This window comes from Sphingomonas panaciterrae (genome assembly GCF_036890205.1).
GTDB lineage: Bacteria > Pseudomonadota > Alphaproteobacteria > Sphingomonadales > Sphingomonadaceae > Sphingomonas > Sphingomonas panaciterrae.
Window position 1 is genome coordinate 23,282 of record NZ_JAKNQR010000006.1, and the last position, 13,960, is coordinate 37,241.

Consider the following 13,960-nt stretch of genomic DNA (forward strand, 5'->3'; position numbering starts at 1 on the left):
CCGGAAGCGGGGATCACCCGATTGCCCTTGTGTGCAGCCAACGCCACCTGTCGCGGCGCGGGAGCGGGCATGATCGCTTTCCCCGCATCACCGGAGGCCGTACAAGCGGAGCCATGTCGATCGTGCTGGCCATCATCCTTTCCGCCGTGGCGATGACGTTGATCGTCGGCGTGCGGTACCTGATCACCAGCGGCGCCTTCGCCATGGCGACGCGCGCGAGGCATCCGGCGCTGTACGCCGGGCTTGATCCGCAGATCCGGCGCGAGATCTGGTGGAGCCTCGCCTCCGCCGCGATCTATGGCGTGCCGGCGGGGATCGTGGCCTGGGGCTGGCAGAACCGCGGCTGGACGCAGATCTACGAGGACGTCCACGCCTATCCCCTGTGGTATCTGCCGCTGTCGGTGCTGCTGTACCTCTTCGCGCATGACACCTGGTTCTACTGGACGCATCGCTGGATGCACGAGCCGCGCGCGTTCCGCATCGCGCATGCCGTCCACCACGCCAGCCGCCCGCCGACCGCCTGGGCGGCGATGGCGTTTCACCCGATCGAGGCGCTGACCGGCGCTGTGGTAATTCCGCTACTCGTCTTCCTCATTCCGATCCACGTCGGTGCGCTTGGACTGGTCCTGACCATCATGACAGTTATGGGTGTCACCAATCACATGGGTTGGGAGATTTTCCCGCGGTTCATGTGGAAAGGCCCAGTGGGGGCATGGCTGATTACCGCCAGCCATCACCAGCGGCATCATGAGCGTTACGGGTGTAATTATGGTTTGTATTTCCGCTTCTGGGACCGGCTGTGTGGCACCGACGACGGGCTCGGCGATTTCACGCGCAGCCATGAGCGGAGCCGGGCGCGCGCTGCTGCTGGCGCTCGGGGCGGGAATGCTGATCGGGGCGGCGCCGATCGCGCGGCTTGATGTCGGGTTCGATGCCGTCCGGTCGAACAAGGGGATGCTGCGCATCTGCCTGACCGGCGATCCCGCCAATTTCCCCGATTGCGTCGATGATACGAACGCCACTACCCGTTCGGTGTCCGCCGATATCCGGAAGGTCCGCTTCGAAGGACTGCCCTATGGCGACTATGCCGTTGCGGTTATCCATGACGAGAATGGCAATGCCAAGCTGGACACGTTCGCCGGCATCCCGCGCGAAGGGTTTGGCTTCTCGCGCAATCCGCCGATCCGCTTCGGCCCGCCCAAGTTCGACGCCGCCCGTTTCAGCATCAAGGATGATGCGGAAAAGCAACAGGTGAAGATGCGTTACATTCTGTAAACGGGCGCGCCGGAGCCAAATCGCGAGGCGAGTGTTACGGTGCGGACCATTAGGGGACGTTTTCCGTGACCGCCAAATGCCTGTTCGGCCTTGCTGCCGCTCTTTCCATGTTCCCGACCATCGCTGCCGCGCAGGACAGCGCACCCGCCGCGGACCCCGCTGCCGCGCTCGCCGATCGTGCAGGGGGCGATGCGATCACCGTCGGTCTCGGCGCCGGCTACATGCCGGATTACGAAGGCTCCAACGATTATCAGTTCACCCCCGTCCCCGGCGTGATCGGGACGGTGAGCGGCATCAATTTCCAGGTGCTGGGCAATCGCGCCAATGCCGATCTGATCCCGAGCCAGCCCGGCCCAAGCTGGGACTTTCAGGCCGGACCCATCGGCGTTTTGAACTTCATGCGCACCAAGCGGTCGAGCATCGATGACCCGCGCGTCCGCGCGCTGGGCACGCGCGCCACGGCGCTTGAGCTCGGCGGGTTCGTCGGCGTTGGCAAGACGGGCGTCATCACCAGCCCGTACGACAAGATTTCGCTGTCGGTCAGCTACCGCCACGACGTCACCGGCGTGCACAAGAGCGGCATCTGGCAGCCGACGATCAACTATTTCACGCCGCTGTCGACAAGGGCGGCGGTGGCGCTGTTCGGGTCGGCCGAGCGGGTCGAGACCAAATATCTTAGCACCTATTTCGACGTCGCGCCCAGCCAGGTGGCGGCGAGCGGCCTTCCCGCCTTCCGTGGTCGCGGCGGCTGGAAGAGCTGGACCGTCGGCGCGGTCGGCACCCATTCCATCACCGGCGACTTGCTGAGCGGATTCAAGGTGGTAGGCGGCGTGACCTATCGCAAGCTGATCAACGATGTGGGTGACAGTCCGATCGTCAGCATCGCGGGTTCGCGCAATCAATGGCTGGGCGTGCTGGGACTGGCCTACACGTTCTAAAACTTGCCTGAGCCGCCGCGCCACCCGTTGATCCGCCGCTGCCGGTGGCGCATAGGGTGGCAATGGTTCACCTTTCGTTCGGCGGGCATGACCTGACGCCCCTGCCCCAAGGTGCGATATTCTGGCCCGCGCGGCGCGCCCTGCTGGTCGCCGATCTGCATTTGGAAAAGGCGAGCTGGTTCGCGCGCGCCGGGCAGATGCTGCCGCCGTACGACAGCTTCGTCACATTGGCGGACCTGACCGCGCTGGTGGAAGAGACCGGCGCGCGGGAGGTCTGGTGTCTGGGCGACAGCTTCCACGATCCGGAAGGATGCGCGCGATTGCCGCAGCGGGCGCAGGACATGCTGCGGTCGCTGACCAGCGCGACGCAATGGACGTGGATCACCGGCAATCACGATCCGCACGGCGTTGATCGCTGCGGCGGCGAGGTGATGGACGAGGCGGTGGTGGACGGGCTGGTGCTGCGGCACGAAGCGACGCTGAGCGAGACGCGACCCGAGCTGTCGGGCCACTTTCACCCCAAGCTGCGGATCCGGATCCGTGGCAAATTGGTGTCGCGACGCTGCTTCGTCGCGGCGAGCCACAAGCTGATCCTGCCGGCCTTCGGCGCACTGACCGGGGGGCTCGACGTTGACCATCCGGAGATCGTGCGGGCGGTGGGGCGTTCGGCACAGGCGCTTATTCCGGTCGAGAACCGCCTTCTTCGCTTTCCGCTGGCGGCGTAAACGAGCCCAGCGCGAAACGGGCCGCGCTGGCGCCGATCAAGCGGACCAGATCGACTTGGCCGCGCGTGCGCGTCTTGGCGAACAGGCGCTTGGAATAGTTACGCGTCGTTTCGATCGTCAGGCCGAGCTGCGCCGCGGCGTCGGACAGGGTGGCGCCCGCGGCGATGGCGGCCGCCAGGCGCGCCTCGCTGCCGGTGAGGCCGAACAATGCCGCGAGCAGCGCCGGTTGGGCATCATCCCCAGGTCCTGCGTTGAGCGCCATTAGGCCAAGCGCCACGGGGGCGGTGGCGAGCGGCGTCCGGGGCAGATCGAGCGGAATGAGCAGCATCGCCGCGGCCTCCTTTGGCCGCAAACTCACGACCATTGGCCTGCGTTCGGCCACGCAGGCGGCAACGTCGGCCGCTATTGGCCAGAAGGAACCGCCGCGCGCCGCAAAGACCTCCGAGCGCGCAAGCGGGCGTCCATCGGCGCCGAACGACGCCCAGGCGATCCGGCCGGCGGAGACCGCCCGCTCGACCACCGACGCGGTGGTGGCGGCATGATCGAGTGCCGCACGCGTGCGCAGCGCGATCGCGAGATGCGGTGCGAGGCGGGCAAGAAGGGCGCCGTCGGCCGCACTGAAATCGGACTGCGCACGGCGAATCACGAGCACCGCGGCGGCACCGCCGGGTTCATCGACGCGGATCAGCCGCGCGTAGCCGCCTTCCTCCTCCGCATAGACGCGGTGCGCCCGCAAGGCGGTGAGATGATCCTGATCAGGCGGCGGGGCGATTCTAGAGTCGAGCCAGCGCCATTCCCCCTGCCCCGCACGCACCGCCAGCACGGCCTGATCGGCGCGTACGCGGCGCTTCAGTCGCTGGAGGAAGAGCGCGAACGGTGCCTGCTCATGCGCGCCGTCGTGCAGCGGCAACAACAGGTCGGTCTCGTCGGGGCGGGTGATCGCCATATAGCACCACTCCCATATGGGAGGTGCCGTGTCACCCCGGCGCGGCCATGTTGCAGATCAGCCGGATTGGCGTTGCGGGGATTTTTCGATGACGGCGCGGACACTGACCCACCTCGAGCGGCTGGAGGCCGAATCGATCCACATCATGCGCGAGGTGGTGGCGGAGAGTGAGCGGCCGGTGATGCTCTATTCGGTCGGCAAGGATTCGGCGGTCATGCTGCATCTCGCGCGCAAGGCGTTCCACCCTGCCCCGCCGCCGTTCCCGCTGCTGCATGTCGACACGACGTGGAAGTTCAAGGCGATGTACGCGCTGCGCGATCGCATGGCGCGCGAGAGCGGCATGGAGTTGCTGGTCCACCGCAATCCCGAGGCGGAAGCACGCGGGATCAATCCGTTCGATCACGGCCCGCTGCACACCGACATGTGGAAGACGGAAGGGTTGAAGCAGGCGCTGGATCAATATGGCTTCGACGTCGCCTTTGGCGGCGCGCGGCGGGATGAGGAAAAGAGTCGGGCCAAGGAGCGGGTCTTTTCCTTCCGCTCGGCCAACCATCGCTGGGATCCGAAGAACCAGCGCCCCGAGCTCTGGAACCTCTACAACACCCGCAAGGCACGCGGTGAATCGATCCGGGTCTTTCCGATCTCCAATTGGACCGAGCTGGATATCTGGCAGTACATCCAGCTGAACGATATTCCGATCGTGCCGCTCTATTTCGCCGAGCGACGACCCACCGTCGAGCGCGACGGCATGCTGCTGATGGTCGATGATGATCGCTTTCCGCTGCGCGATGGCGAAGTGCCGGTCGAACGATCGATCCGCTTCCGCACGCTTGGCTGCTACCCGCTGACCGGCGCGGTGGAGAGCGAGGCGGCGACGCTGGAAGAGGTGATCCAGGAGATGCTGCTGACCACCACCAGCGAACGGCAGGGACGCGCGATCGACAAGGATGGCGGCGCGGCCAGCATGGAGAAGAAGAAGCAGGAGGGGTATTTCTGATGGCGTCGCCGTCAGTGGCGCCGGCGGCGCCTTCCTATCAGGCGGATCGGCTGATCGCCGACGACATTCATGCCTATCTGGCGCAGCATCAGAACAAGTCGCTGCTGCGCTTCATCACCTGCGGATCCGTCGATGATGGCAAGTCGACGCTGATTGGGCGGCTGCTGTACGATTCGAAGATGATCTTCGAGGATCAGCTGGCCGCGCTGGAACAGGATTCACGCAGCGTCGGGACGCAGGGCGATGCGATCGATTTCGCGTTGCTGGTCGATGGGCTGGCGGCGGAGCGCGAACAAGGCATCACGATCGACGTCGCTTACCGCTTCTTCGCGACCGAGAAGCGCAAGTTCATCGTCGCCGACACGCCGGGGCATGAACAATATACCCGCAACATGGTGACAGGTGCCTCCACCGCCGATCTGGCGGTGATCCTAGTCGATGCGCGCAAGGGCGTGCTGACGCAGACCAAGCGGCATTCCTATCTCGCGCATCTGATCGGCATCCGGCACCTGGTGCTAGCGGTGAACAAGATGGACCTGGTCGACTATGACCAGTCGGTGTTCGACGCGATCGTTGCGGATTATCAGGCGTTCGCGACGACCATCGGCATCGATGGGTTTACTGCCATTCCAATCTCGGGCTTTCGTGGCGACAATATCACCGCCGCATCCGACCAGACGCCTTGGTACAGCGGGCCGCCGCTGATCACGCATCTGGAGGCGGTGCCGATCGATGCTGAGGCGGACCAGGCGCGGCCGCTCCGCCTGCCGGTGCAATGGGTCAACCGGCCCAATCTCGATTTCCGGGGGTTCGCCGGGCAGATCGCCGCGGGCGTTGTGCGACCGGGTGATCCGGTACGCATTCTTCCGTCAGGCAAGACGACGACGATTGCGCGGATCGTGACGCTGGACGGTGATCTGGGCGAAGCGGTCGCCGGCCAATCGGTCACGGTGACGCTGGCCGACGAGGTGGATTGTTCGCGCGGCGACGTGATCGCCGCCGCGGGTGATCCGCCGCAAGTTGCCGACCAGTTCGAAGCGACGATCGTCTGGATGGCGGAGGAGGACATGCTGCCCGGCCGCGCCTATTGGCTGAAGCTGGGCACGCAGACCGTCAGCGCAACGGTGCAGGCGCCTAAATATCAGGTCAACGTCAACACGCTGGAGCAGCTGGCGGCCAAGACGCTGGACCTGAATGCGATTGGGGCCGCGAATCTTTCCACCGACAAGCCATTGGTATTCGAACCCTATGCCGACAGCCGCGCGCTGGGCGGGTTCATCCTGATCGACAAGCTGAGCAACGCCACGGTGGCGGCGGGGATGCTGCACTTCAGCCTGCGGCGATCGCAGAACATCCATTGGCAGCCGACCGACGTCAGCCGCGAGACGCTGGCCGCGCTGAAGAACCAGAAGCCGGTGGTGCTGTGGTTCACCGGCCTGTCCGGAGCGGGCAAATCGACCATCGCCAATCTGGTCGAGAAGAAGCTGGTACGGATGAATCGTCACACCTTCCTGCTCGACGGTGACAACGTCCGCCACGGGCTGAACAAGGACCTGGGGTTTACCGACGCCGACCGGGTGGAGAATATCCGCCGGGTGGGTGAAGTCGCGCGGTTGATGACCGATGCCGGGTTGATCGTCGTCACCGCCTTCATCTCCCCCTTCCGCGCCGAGCGGGAGATGGTGCGCCAGATGATGCAGCCGGGTGAGTTCATCGAAGTGCATATCGATACGCCGCTGGCGGAGGCCGAACGGCGCGACGTGAAGGGGCTATATGCCAAGGCGCGCGCCGGGCAGCTGGCGAACTTCACCGGCATCGACAGCCCCTATGAGCCGCCGGAGGATCCCGAGATCCGCATCGACACGACGGCGATGACGCCCGAAGAAGCAGCGGACCTCATCATTGCCAGGATCATCCCGTGACCAACGCCATGACCGACGCCGCGCTCGCCGCCCACCTTGCCGAGACGGCCGGGCAGATCCTGCTGGCGGTGCGCGGTGCCACGGTGTTCAGCCCGCAGGCGCTGGGCAAGGCAGGCGACCAGACCGCCAATCAGTTCCTTGTCCAGGCGATCCGCCATGCGCGACCCGACGACGGCCTGCTGTCCGAGGAAATGAGTTGCGATGGCGGTCGCCTGACCAAGCGGCGGACCTGGATCGTCGATCCGGTCGATGGCACGCGTGAATATGGCGAGGCGCGGCATGACTGGGCGGTGCATGTCGCGTTGGCAATCGACGGGGTCGCGACGGTCGGTGCAGTCGCGCTACCCGATGCGGGATTGGTGCTGCGGTCGGATCAGCCCGGCACGCTATCCGGGCCAGCCAGCCCGCTGAGGATGCTGGTCAGCCGTACCCGTCCCGCGCCGGAAGCGATTGCCGTCGCCGAGCGGCTCGGCGCGACATTGGTGCCGATGGGATCCGCCGGGGCAAAGGCGATGGCCGTGGTGCTCGGAGAAGCGGACATCTACCTGCATTCCGGCGGGCAATATGAGTGGGATTCGGCCGCGCCGGTGGCTGTGGCGGCCGCTTTCGGCCTGCATTGTTCGCGCATCGACGGCAGCCCGCTGCGGTACAATCAGGAGGATGTGTACCTGCCCGATCTGCTGATCTGCCAGAAAGAACTGGCCGGCGAGGTGTTGGCGCTGGTCCGCGAGATCAACGCCCGCTGAGCGAAAGGCGCCTCCCCCGCGCGTGGCGGAGGAGGCGGGTGCCGATTACTTCAGATGTTCGGCGAAGAAATCGGCCGTGCGTTGATCCGCGAGATCAGCAGCAGCCGGCGAGCGGCGGTCGCCCATTTCGGTCGCGAAGCCGTGATCCTCACCCGGATAATCGTACAGCGTGACCTTGGGGTGATCGTCCAGCCCCTCGTGCATCTTCTGCTGGGTGGCCTTGTCAACGAAGCCGTCTTCGCCGGCGATATGGAGGAGAACCGGGTTGGCGATGGCGTGCTTCTCACCCAGCAGGCCATCGATGCCGACGCCATAATAGCCGACGCTGGCATCGATATCGGTGCGGCAGGCGGTCATGAACGCCAGGCGCCCGCCGAGGCAATAGCCGACCGCGCCGATCTTGCCCGACCCGCCGAGCAGCGACCGGGTTGCGTGGATGGTCGCTTCGATGTCGCGAATGCCAGCGTCCTGATCGAACTGGCCGAACAGGTCGAGTCCGCGCTGCAACTCTTCGGGAATGTCCGGGTTCAGCTCGACGCTCGGCGCGATGCGCCAGAACAGATCGGGCGCGATGGCGAGATAGCCCTGCTCTGCCAGGCGATCGCACTTTTGCCGGATGCCCGGGTTCACGCCAAACACTTCCTGGATGACGATGATGGCGGCCGTCGGCGTGCCAGCCGGATCGGCGCGATAGGCCTTGAAGCTGCCCTCATTGTTCAGCGCGGTGATGTCGATCATCTGACCCATGAAAATCCTTCTCCTTGTGATGCAGCCCGCTCCCGCAGTTGCGACGGCAGCGGCAGAGCGGGCATAGATGGTGCACGGGTGACGCTATCGCTCCCCACAGCACGGCTCAAGCGGAGGCGGCCATGAAGATCAGCATTGAGGTGGATTGTTCTCCGGAAGAAGCGCGCCGCGCCATGGGGCTGCCGGACCTGTCGCCGCTGCACGACCGCTACGTAGCGTTGTTGCAGCAATCGCTGGAGCAGAAGGCCGTGGCGCCGGAGGTGCTGGAGGGATTGATGCGCAGCTGGGCGCCCATGGGTGAGACCGGGGCCAATTTCTGGCGCAGCATGTTCGAGGCGGGCTCCAAGCCCGGCGGCTGATGGACACGATCTTTGCCGTATCGAGCGGCCGCCCGCCGGCCGCCATCGCCGTGCTGCGGGTCAGCGGGCCGAGCGCCATAGCGGCAGCAACGCCGCTTGCGGGCCCCCTGCCCGCCCCTCGGACCGCGGGATTGCGCACGCTGCGCCATGAAGGGTTGGTGCTGGATCAAGCGCTGGTCCTGGTGTTTCCGGGACCACGGACCGCCACTGGGGAGGATCTGGTCGAGCTGCACCTGCATGGCGGGCGAGCGGTCGTTGCAGCGGTAGAGCGCGCGCTCAGTGAGCAACCGGGACTGCGGCCGGCGGAGGCTGGCGAGTTCACGCGGCGGGCGCTGGCCAATGGTCGGATCGACCTGATCCAGGCGCAGGGGATTGCCGATCTTCTCGAAGCGGAAACCGAGCAGCAGCGGCGGCTGGCGATGGACAGCGCCGATGGTGTGGTCAGCCGATTGGTCGCGCAGTGGATGGCAGAGCTTGCGCGTATCGGCGCGCTGATCGAGGCGACGATCGACTTCGACGATGAGGATGATGTCGAGGCGGTCGATACCGTTCGGATTGATGCGGAAACCAGAGCGCTGGCGGATAAGCTGGCGGGGGTTCTCGCCCGTCCATCGGTCGAGCGATATCGCGATGGTATTCGCATCGTTCTGGTCGGCCCGCCAAATGCGGGCAAATCATCGCTGCTCAACGCGCTGATCGGGCGTGAGGCGGCGATCGTCTCGCCGATTGCCGGGACGACGCGCGACCGGGTTGAGGCGCAGGTCGTTCGTCGTGGGCGGGCCTATACGCTGATCGATACGGCCGGGTTGCGGGAGGAGACGGATGATCCGATCGAGCGGATCGGGATCGAGCGCGCACGCGCCGCGCTGGCTTCGGCGGACATCATTCTGGACCTCGCGGGGACTGAGGACAGCGAACGTGCGATCCGTGTCTTCGCTCAGGCCGACCGCCAGGGCGACACGCCCACGGGCGCCATACCCACGTCGGTCTATGATCCGGCGACCATTGACGGTCTGTGGGGTGAAATCGAGCGCCGCGGGGATGCTGTGTTGGGCGGTGGAGCGGAGGCGACGTTCCACGTGGAACAGCGCCGCGCGATTGACGCCGCGCACCGCGCGCTTGTCGCTTCACTAAACAGCGACGACTTGCTGTTGCGCGCAGAAGAGGTACGAACGGCAACGCGCGCGCTCGCCGGTCTGCTTGGGGTCGACGCCACCGAGACCATGCTCGATGCACTGTTCGCGCGCTTCTGTGTTGGGAAGTGATGTTTCACGTGGAACAATCCATGGATGTTATCGTCATCGGGGGTGGACACGCCGGGACAGAAGCCGCGGCCGCGGCTGCCCGACGCGGCGCCCGGGTCGCGCTGGTCAGCCATGATCCTGGCAAAATCGGCGCCATGTCGTGCAACCCGTCGATCGGCGGGTTGGGCAAGGGTCATCTTGTTCGCGAGGTAGACGCCTTTGACGGCCTGATGGGACGAGCGGCCGATGCTGCGGCCATCCACCATCGGATGCTCAACCGCAGCAAGGGACTGGCGGTTCAGGGACCGCGAATTCAGGCCGATCGTAAGCTCTACTCCGCCGCCATCCGGACGATGTTGGCGGACCAGGCCGGCGTAACGATCGTTGGTGGCGACGCGGTCGCGCTTCGCCTGGAGGGTGACCGCGTGACCGGCGTTACGCTTGCCGACGGCACGACCATTTCAGCCGGCGCGGTCGTCCTGGCGACCGGCACGTTCCTTGGTGGGCGGATCTTTCGTGGCGAGGTGCAGGAAACCGGTGGTCGCGTCGGCGAGGCGGCAGCACTGCCGCTGGCTACGCAGCTTCGCGAATTGGGGCTGCCGATGGGGCGGCTGAAGACCGGCACCCCTCCCCGCCTTGACGGCCGCACGATCGACTGGGCGCGGCTCGAACCACAGCCATCGGACGTCGATCCCTGGACGATGTCGCCCATGACGCACGGCCGCCGCCTTCCGCAGCTTGCCTGCGCCATCACCCGTACCACCGGTGAAACGCATGCGATCATCGGTGACAACCTGCATCGCTCACCGCTGCAGACCGGTGCGATCGAGGGTCAGGGCCCGCGCTATTGCCCGTCGATCGAGGACAAGATCCGGCGCTTTGGCGATCGCGACGGGCATCAGATCTTCCTTGAGCCCGAGGGACTCGATGATGCCACCGTTTATCCCAACGGCATCTCCACCTCGCTCCCGACCGATGTGCAGGACGCGTTCATTCGGAGTGTGCCGGGGCTTGAAGACGTGCGGATCACCATGCACGGCTATGCGGTCGAATATGATCACATCGACCCACGCGCGCTCGACGCCACGTTAGCGCTGCCGCAGCTGAAGGGCCTGTTCCTGGCTGGCCAGATCAATGGCACCACCGGCTATGAAGAGGCCGCCGCACAGGGACTGGTGGCGGGGGCCAATGCGGCCGCTGCTGCGCTTGATCTAACGCCTTTCCAGCCGGATCGGACCGCCAGCTATATCGGCGTCATGATCGACGATCTGGTCCTGCAAGGCATCAGCGAACCCTATCGCATGCTGACGGCGCGGGCCGAATATCGTCTTGCACTGCGCGCCGACAATGCCGAGGCGCGGCTGAGCGGGGAAGCGGAGCGGCTGGGGCTGCTGTCCCCACGGCGGCATCGTCATGTCGCGACACGCATGGCGCAGCGCGCTCAGCTCCGCAGTGGCGAGGCAGACGCAGACGGCGCGATCGACGCTGACCTGATCCGCGAGCATGAGGAGGACGTTCGCTACGCCCCCTATCTCGAACGGCAGGCGGCGGAGATTGCGCGGATGAAGAAGGACGAGAAGATCGTGATCGCCAGCGATGTGGCGCTGGACCGGATTGCCGGCCTGTCGAACGAGATGCGCGAGCGGCTCCGGGCAGCGCGGCCGCGTACGCTGGGTGAGGCGTCGCGCGTGCGCGGGGTCACCCCTGCCGCCCTCACCGCCTTGTGGCTTGATGCGAAGGCGGCGCAGCGATGAACGAGGAAGAAGCACGCGCCGCGGTCCGTGCGATCGTTGGTGACCCAGCGATGCCGCGGCTTGAGCGGTTTGCCGATATTGTCCGCGCGGAGAGCGAGCGACAGAATCTGGTCGCCCGGCCGACGCTCGACTCCTTGTGGAACCGGCATTTCCTCGATTCCGCGCAGCTGCTTCCCTTGGCCGATAAGCATGACGGGACGTGGATTGACGTCGGCACGGGCGCGGGTTTCCCAGGCATGGTCGTCGCGCTGGCGAGTGATCGGCCCGTCGTCATGATCGAACCCCGCCGGATGCGGGCAGACTTCTTGCGGGGCGTGATCGAGCAAGAGGGTCTGACAGCGCGCGTCACGGTTCAGCAGGCGAAGGTCGAGCGCGTCGCCGAGCCCAAAGCCGCGGTGATTTCTGCGCGGGCGGTCGCCTCGTTAGCGGAATTGTTGCAATCCACGGCGCATCTGGCGTCGATGAGCACGCTTTACTTGCTACCCAAGGGACAATCGGCCACCACAGAGGTCAAGGAAGCGCAGCGCCGCTTCGCGGGATTGTTCCACGTGGAACAGAGCATCACCGACCCTGCCTCCGGCATCGTCGTCGTGACAAATGTGAAGGAACGGCGATGATCCGCATCGCAGTGGCCAACCAGAAGGGCGGGGTTGGCAAGACAACGTCGGCGATCAATCTGGCGACCGCGCTGGCCGCGACGGGCAAGCGCGTCCTGCTGATCGACCTTGATCCGCAGGGTAACGCCTCGACGGGGCTGGGGATCACTCAGGCGCAGCGCGCTGCATCGAGCTATCATGTGCTGGTGGATCAGGCGCCGGTGGAAAGCGCCGTCGTCGCGACGGGCGTTCCGCGGCTCGACGTGCTGCCGGCGACGGTTGACCTGTCCGGCGCAGAGATCGAACTGGTCGAGCTGGAAAACCGGACTCATCGCCTGCACCGCGCGCTCGACGCAGCGCCGCCGCGCTGGGACATTGCGTTGATCGACTGCCCCCCCTCCCTCGGGCTGCTGACGATCAATGCGATGGTGGCGGCGGATTCGCTGCTGGTGCCGTTGCAGTGCGAGTTCTTCGCGCTGGAGGGTCTCAGCCAGCTGTTGACGACCGTCGAGAGGATCCGTGCCAGGTTCAATCCGGCACTGGCGATCATCGGCGTCGCGCTGACGATGTATGATCGGCGTAACCGGCTGACCGAGCAGGTATCGGCGGACGTGCGCGCCGTGCTGGGCAAGGTGGTGTTCGAGACGGTGATCCCGCGCAACGTACGACTGTCCGAAGCGCCCAGCCACGGCCTGCCCGCGCTGATCTACGATCACCGGTGCAGCGGATCGCAAGCCTATATTGCCTTGGCGCGGGAGTTGATTGCCCGGTTGCCGCATGCCAGCGAGGTGGCCGCATGACCGATACCAAGCGCGCCCGCGGCGGGCTGGGCCGGGGTCTGGGGGCCCTGCTCGGCGATATCGCCCGTGATGATTCCCCGACCGCGACCGAGGGCGGGCCGCCCGCGGGCGTGCGAATGATCCCCGTCAGCGCGATCGCCCCCCACCCGGAGCAGCCGCGGCGACATTTCGACGAGGATGCGCTCAACGAACTGGCCGCGTCGATCGCGGAACGCGGCATCATCCAGCCGATCGTGGTGCGGCCACATGGCCATACCTATCAGATTGTCGCGGGTGAGCGGCGCTGGCGCGCGGCGCAGCGTGCACGGCTGCACGAAGTGCCGGTGGTCGTCCGCGACTATACCGACAGTGAAACGCTGCAGATCGCGCTGGTGGAGAATATCCAGCGGCAGAACCTGAATGCCATCGAAGAGGCAGAGGCGTACAGCCGGCTGGTCGACGAATTCGGCCATACACAGGAAGTGCTGGCGCAGACGGTGCACAAGTCGCGCAGCCATGTCGCAAACCTCCTGCGGCTGCTGGACCTGCCGAAGACCGTCCAGGCGCGCGTGGTCGATCGTACGCTGAGCATGGGCCACGCCCGCGCGCTGATCGGCGCGCCTGACCCCGAGGCGCTGGCCGATCAGGTGGTGACCAAGGGGCTGTCGGTTAGGCAGACCGAGAAACTGGCGCAATCGGCCAAGCCAGCGACGACGCGCAAGCCCGGCAACCGCGCGAGTGCTGGTGGCTCCTCGGCGAGCGGTGATGCCGATGTGGCCGCGCTGGAGCGGCAATTGGGCGACCTGCTGGGTGTGCGCGTGCGGATCACCTACAGCCCCAATGGCGGGTCGCTGACGATCGATTATTCGACGCTCGATCAGCTGGACATGATTTGTCAGCGGTTGAGCGGCGAGCCGATCTGATCCTGTGGG

The 13,960-nt window shown here is 65.9% G+C and carries 15 protein-coding genes; 13 read left to right on the plus strand and 2 right to left on the minus strand.

Annotated elements, in window-relative coordinates; genetic code table 11:
* Positions 1 to 113: 113 nt before the first annotated feature.
* The 4 genes from L8F96_RS13910 to pdeM all read left to right on the plus strand — a co-directional run bounded on the left by L8F96_RS13910 (position 114) and on the right by pdeM (position 2,938).
* The gene (locus L8F96_RS13910; RefSeq protein ID WP_334656310.1) at positions 114 to 920 is read left to right on the plus strand and encodes a sterol desaturase family protein; all 807 of its coding nucleotides are present in this window, start codon (positions 114 to 116) and stop codon (positions 918 to 920) included.
* Entirely contained in the window at positions 886 to 1,275 is a 390-nt protein-coding gene (locus L8F96_RS13915; protein WP_125945344.1) for a DUF2141 domain-containing protein, read from the plus strand. Before L8F96_RS13910 ends, L8F96_RS13915 begins: the two co-directional genes overlap by 35 nt.
* A gap of 65 nt (positions 1,276 to 1,340) precedes the next feature.
* The gene (locus L8F96_RS13920) at positions 1,341 to 2,213 is read left to right on the plus strand and encodes a MipA/OmpV family protein (RefSeq protein ID WP_052742548.1); all 873 of its coding nucleotides are present in this window, start codon (positions 1,341 to 1,343) and stop codon (positions 2,211 to 2,213) included.
* Positions 2,214 to 2,275: 62 nt separating this feature from the next.
* Positions 2,276 to 2,938: a ligase-associated DNA damage response endonuclease PdeM gene (gene pdeM / locus L8F96_RS13925; RefSeq protein ID WP_334656311.1), complete on the plus strand. Its 663-nt coding sequence runs from the start codon at positions 2,276 to 2,278 to the stop codon at positions 2,936 to 2,938.
* Here pdeM and L8F96_RS13930 read toward each other — a convergent pair.
* Positions 2,892 to 3,884, minus strand: coding sequence for a hypothetical protein (locus tag L8F96_RS13930; protein ID WP_334656312.1), 993 nt, complete (start codon positions 3,882 to 3,884; stop codon positions 2,892 to 2,894). The two genes, pdeM and L8F96_RS13930, sit on opposite strands and share 47 nt — an antisense overlap.
* 88 nt (positions 3,885 to 3,972) lie before the next feature.
* Here L8F96_RS13930 and cysD point away from each other — a divergent pair, with 88 nt between their 5' ends.
* The 3 genes from cysD to L8F96_RS13945 are packed head-to-tail and all read left to right on the plus strand — an operon-like array spanning position 3,973 to position 7,549.
* On the plus strand, positions 3,973 to 4,881 hold the full coding sequence (gene cysD, locus L8F96_RS13935; RefSeq protein ID WP_334656313.1) for a sulfate adenylyltransferase subunit CysD: 909 nt from the start codon (positions 3,973 to 3,975) through the stop codon (positions 4,879 to 4,881).
* A complete protein-coding gene (gene cysN, locus L8F96_RS13940; protein WP_334656314.1) occupies positions 4,881 to 6,803 on the plus strand; it encodes a sulfate adenylyltransferase subunit CysN in 1,923 nt (640 codons plus the stop codon). The genes cysD and cysN overlap by 1 nt, the downstream gene beginning before the upstream one ends.
* An 8-nt stretch (positions 6,804 to 6,811) precedes the next feature.
* Complete coding sequence (locus L8F96_RS13945) at positions 6,812 to 7,549, plus strand: 3'(2'),5'-bisphosphate nucleotidase CysQ (protein WP_334656378.1); 738 nt, start codon at positions 6,812 to 6,814, stop codon at positions 7,547 to 7,549.
* 45 nt (positions 7,550 to 7,594) lie between these two features.
* Here the strand turns inward: L8F96_RS13945 and L8F96_RS13950 are convergent, their stop codons facing one another.
* Positions 7,595 to 8,296: a dienelactone hydrolase family protein gene (locus tag L8F96_RS13950; protein ID WP_334656316.1), complete on the minus strand. Its 702-nt coding sequence runs from the start codon at positions 8,294 to 8,296 to the stop codon at positions 7,595 to 7,597.
* Between the two features lie 122 nt (positions 8,297 to 8,418).
* Here L8F96_RS13950 and L8F96_RS13955 point away from each other — a divergent pair, with 122 nt between their 5' ends.
* The 6 genes from L8F96_RS13955 to L8F96_RS13980 are packed head-to-tail and all read left to right on the plus strand — an operon-like array spanning position 8,419 to position 13,951.
* Complete coding sequence (locus L8F96_RS13955; protein ID WP_046409420.1) at positions 8,419 to 8,655, plus strand: DUF6489 family protein; 237 nt, start codon at positions 8,419 to 8,421, stop codon at positions 8,653 to 8,655.
* Positions 8,652 to 9,920: a tRNA uridine-5-carboxymethylaminomethyl(34) synthesis GTPase MnmE gene (mnmE, locus tag L8F96_RS13960; protein ID WP_417158989.1), complete on the plus strand. Its 1,269-nt coding sequence runs from the start codon at positions 8,652 to 8,654 to the stop codon at positions 9,918 to 9,920. Before L8F96_RS13955 ends, mnmE begins: the two co-directional genes overlap by 4 nt.
* 20 nt (positions 9,921 to 9,940) lie before the next feature.
* Positions 9,941 to 11,653, plus strand: a complete 1,713-nt coding sequence (mnmG, locus tag L8F96_RS13965) for a tRNA uridine-5-carboxymethylaminomethyl(34) synthesis enzyme MnmG (protein ID WP_334656318.1) — start codon at positions 9,941 to 9,943, stop codon at positions 11,651 to 11,653.
* A complete protein-coding gene (gene rsmG, locus L8F96_RS13970) occupies positions 11,650 to 12,270 on the plus strand; it encodes a 16S rRNA (guanine(527)-N(7))-methyltransferase RsmG (RefSeq protein ID WP_334656319.1) in 621 nt (206 codons plus the stop codon). Before mnmG ends, rsmG begins: the two co-directional genes overlap by 4 nt.
* Positions 12,267 to 13,049: a ParA family protein gene (locus L8F96_RS13975; protein WP_136450919.1), complete on the plus strand. Its 783-nt coding sequence runs from the start codon at positions 12,267 to 12,269 to the stop codon at positions 13,047 to 13,049. The genes rsmG and L8F96_RS13975 overlap by 4 nt, the downstream gene beginning before the upstream one ends.
* Entirely contained in the window at positions 13,046 to 13,951 is a 906-nt protein-coding gene (locus L8F96_RS13980; RefSeq protein WP_145117667.1) for a ParB/RepB/Spo0J family partition protein, read from the plus strand. Before L8F96_RS13975 ends, L8F96_RS13980 begins: the two co-directional genes overlap by 4 nt.
* Positions 13,952 to 13,960: the final 9 nt, after the last annotated feature.

What these genes read in the sequence shown, in the direction of transcription:
- L8F96_RS13930 (WP_334656312.1), bottom strand. Translation starts at nt 3,884, where the DNA reads ATGGCGATCACCCGCCCCGACGAGACCGACCTGTTGTTGCCGCTGCAC.
- L8F96_RS13975 (WP_136450919.1), top strand. Translation starts at nt 12,267, where the DNA reads ATGATCCGCATCGCAGTGGCCAACCAGAAGGGCGGGGTTGGCAAGACA.
- L8F96_RS13950 (WP_334656316.1), bottom strand. Translation starts at nt 8,296, where the DNA reads ATGGGTCAGATGATCGACATCACCGCGCTGAACAATGAGGGCAGCTTC.
- rsmG (WP_334656319.1), top strand. Translation starts at nt 11,650, where the DNA reads ATGAACGAGGAAGAAGCACGCGCCGCGGTCCGTGCGATCGTTGGTGAC.
- L8F96_RS13945 (WP_334656378.1), top strand. Translation starts at nt 6,812, where the DNA reads ATGACCGACGCCGCGCTCGCCGCCCACCTTGCCGAGACGGCCGGGCAG.
- L8F96_RS13955 (WP_046409420.1), top strand. Translation starts at nt 8,419, where the DNA reads ATGAAGATCAGCATTGAGGTGGATTGTTCTCCGGAAGAAGCGCGCCGC.
- pdeM (WP_334656311.1), top strand. Translation starts at nt 2,276, where the DNA reads ATGGTTCACCTTTCGTTCGGCGGGCATGACCTGACGCCCCTGCCCCAA.
- L8F96_RS13910 (WP_334656310.1), top strand. Translation starts at nt 114, where the DNA reads ATGTCGATCGTGCTGGCCATCATCCTTTCCGCCGTGGCGATGACGTTG.
- cysD (WP_334656313.1), top strand. Translation starts at nt 3,973, where the DNA reads ATGACGGCGCGGACACTGACCCACCTCGAGCGGCTGGAGGCCGAATCG.
- mnmG (WP_334656318.1), top strand. Translation starts at nt 9,941, where the DNA reads ATGGATGTTATCGTCATCGGGGGTGGACACGCCGGGACAGAAGCCGCG.
- L8F96_RS13980 (WP_145117667.1), top strand. Translation starts at nt 13,046, where the DNA reads ATGACCGATACCAAGCGCGCCCGCGGCGGGCTGGGCCGGGGTCTGGGG.
- cysN (WP_334656314.1), top strand. Translation starts at nt 4,881, where the DNA reads ATGGCGTCGCCGTCAGTGGCGCCGGCGGCGCCTTCCTATCAGGCGGAT.
- L8F96_RS13915 (WP_125945344.1), top strand. Translation starts at nt 886, where the DNA reads ATGCTGATCGGGGCGGCGCCGATCGCGCGGCTTGATGTCGGGTTCGAT.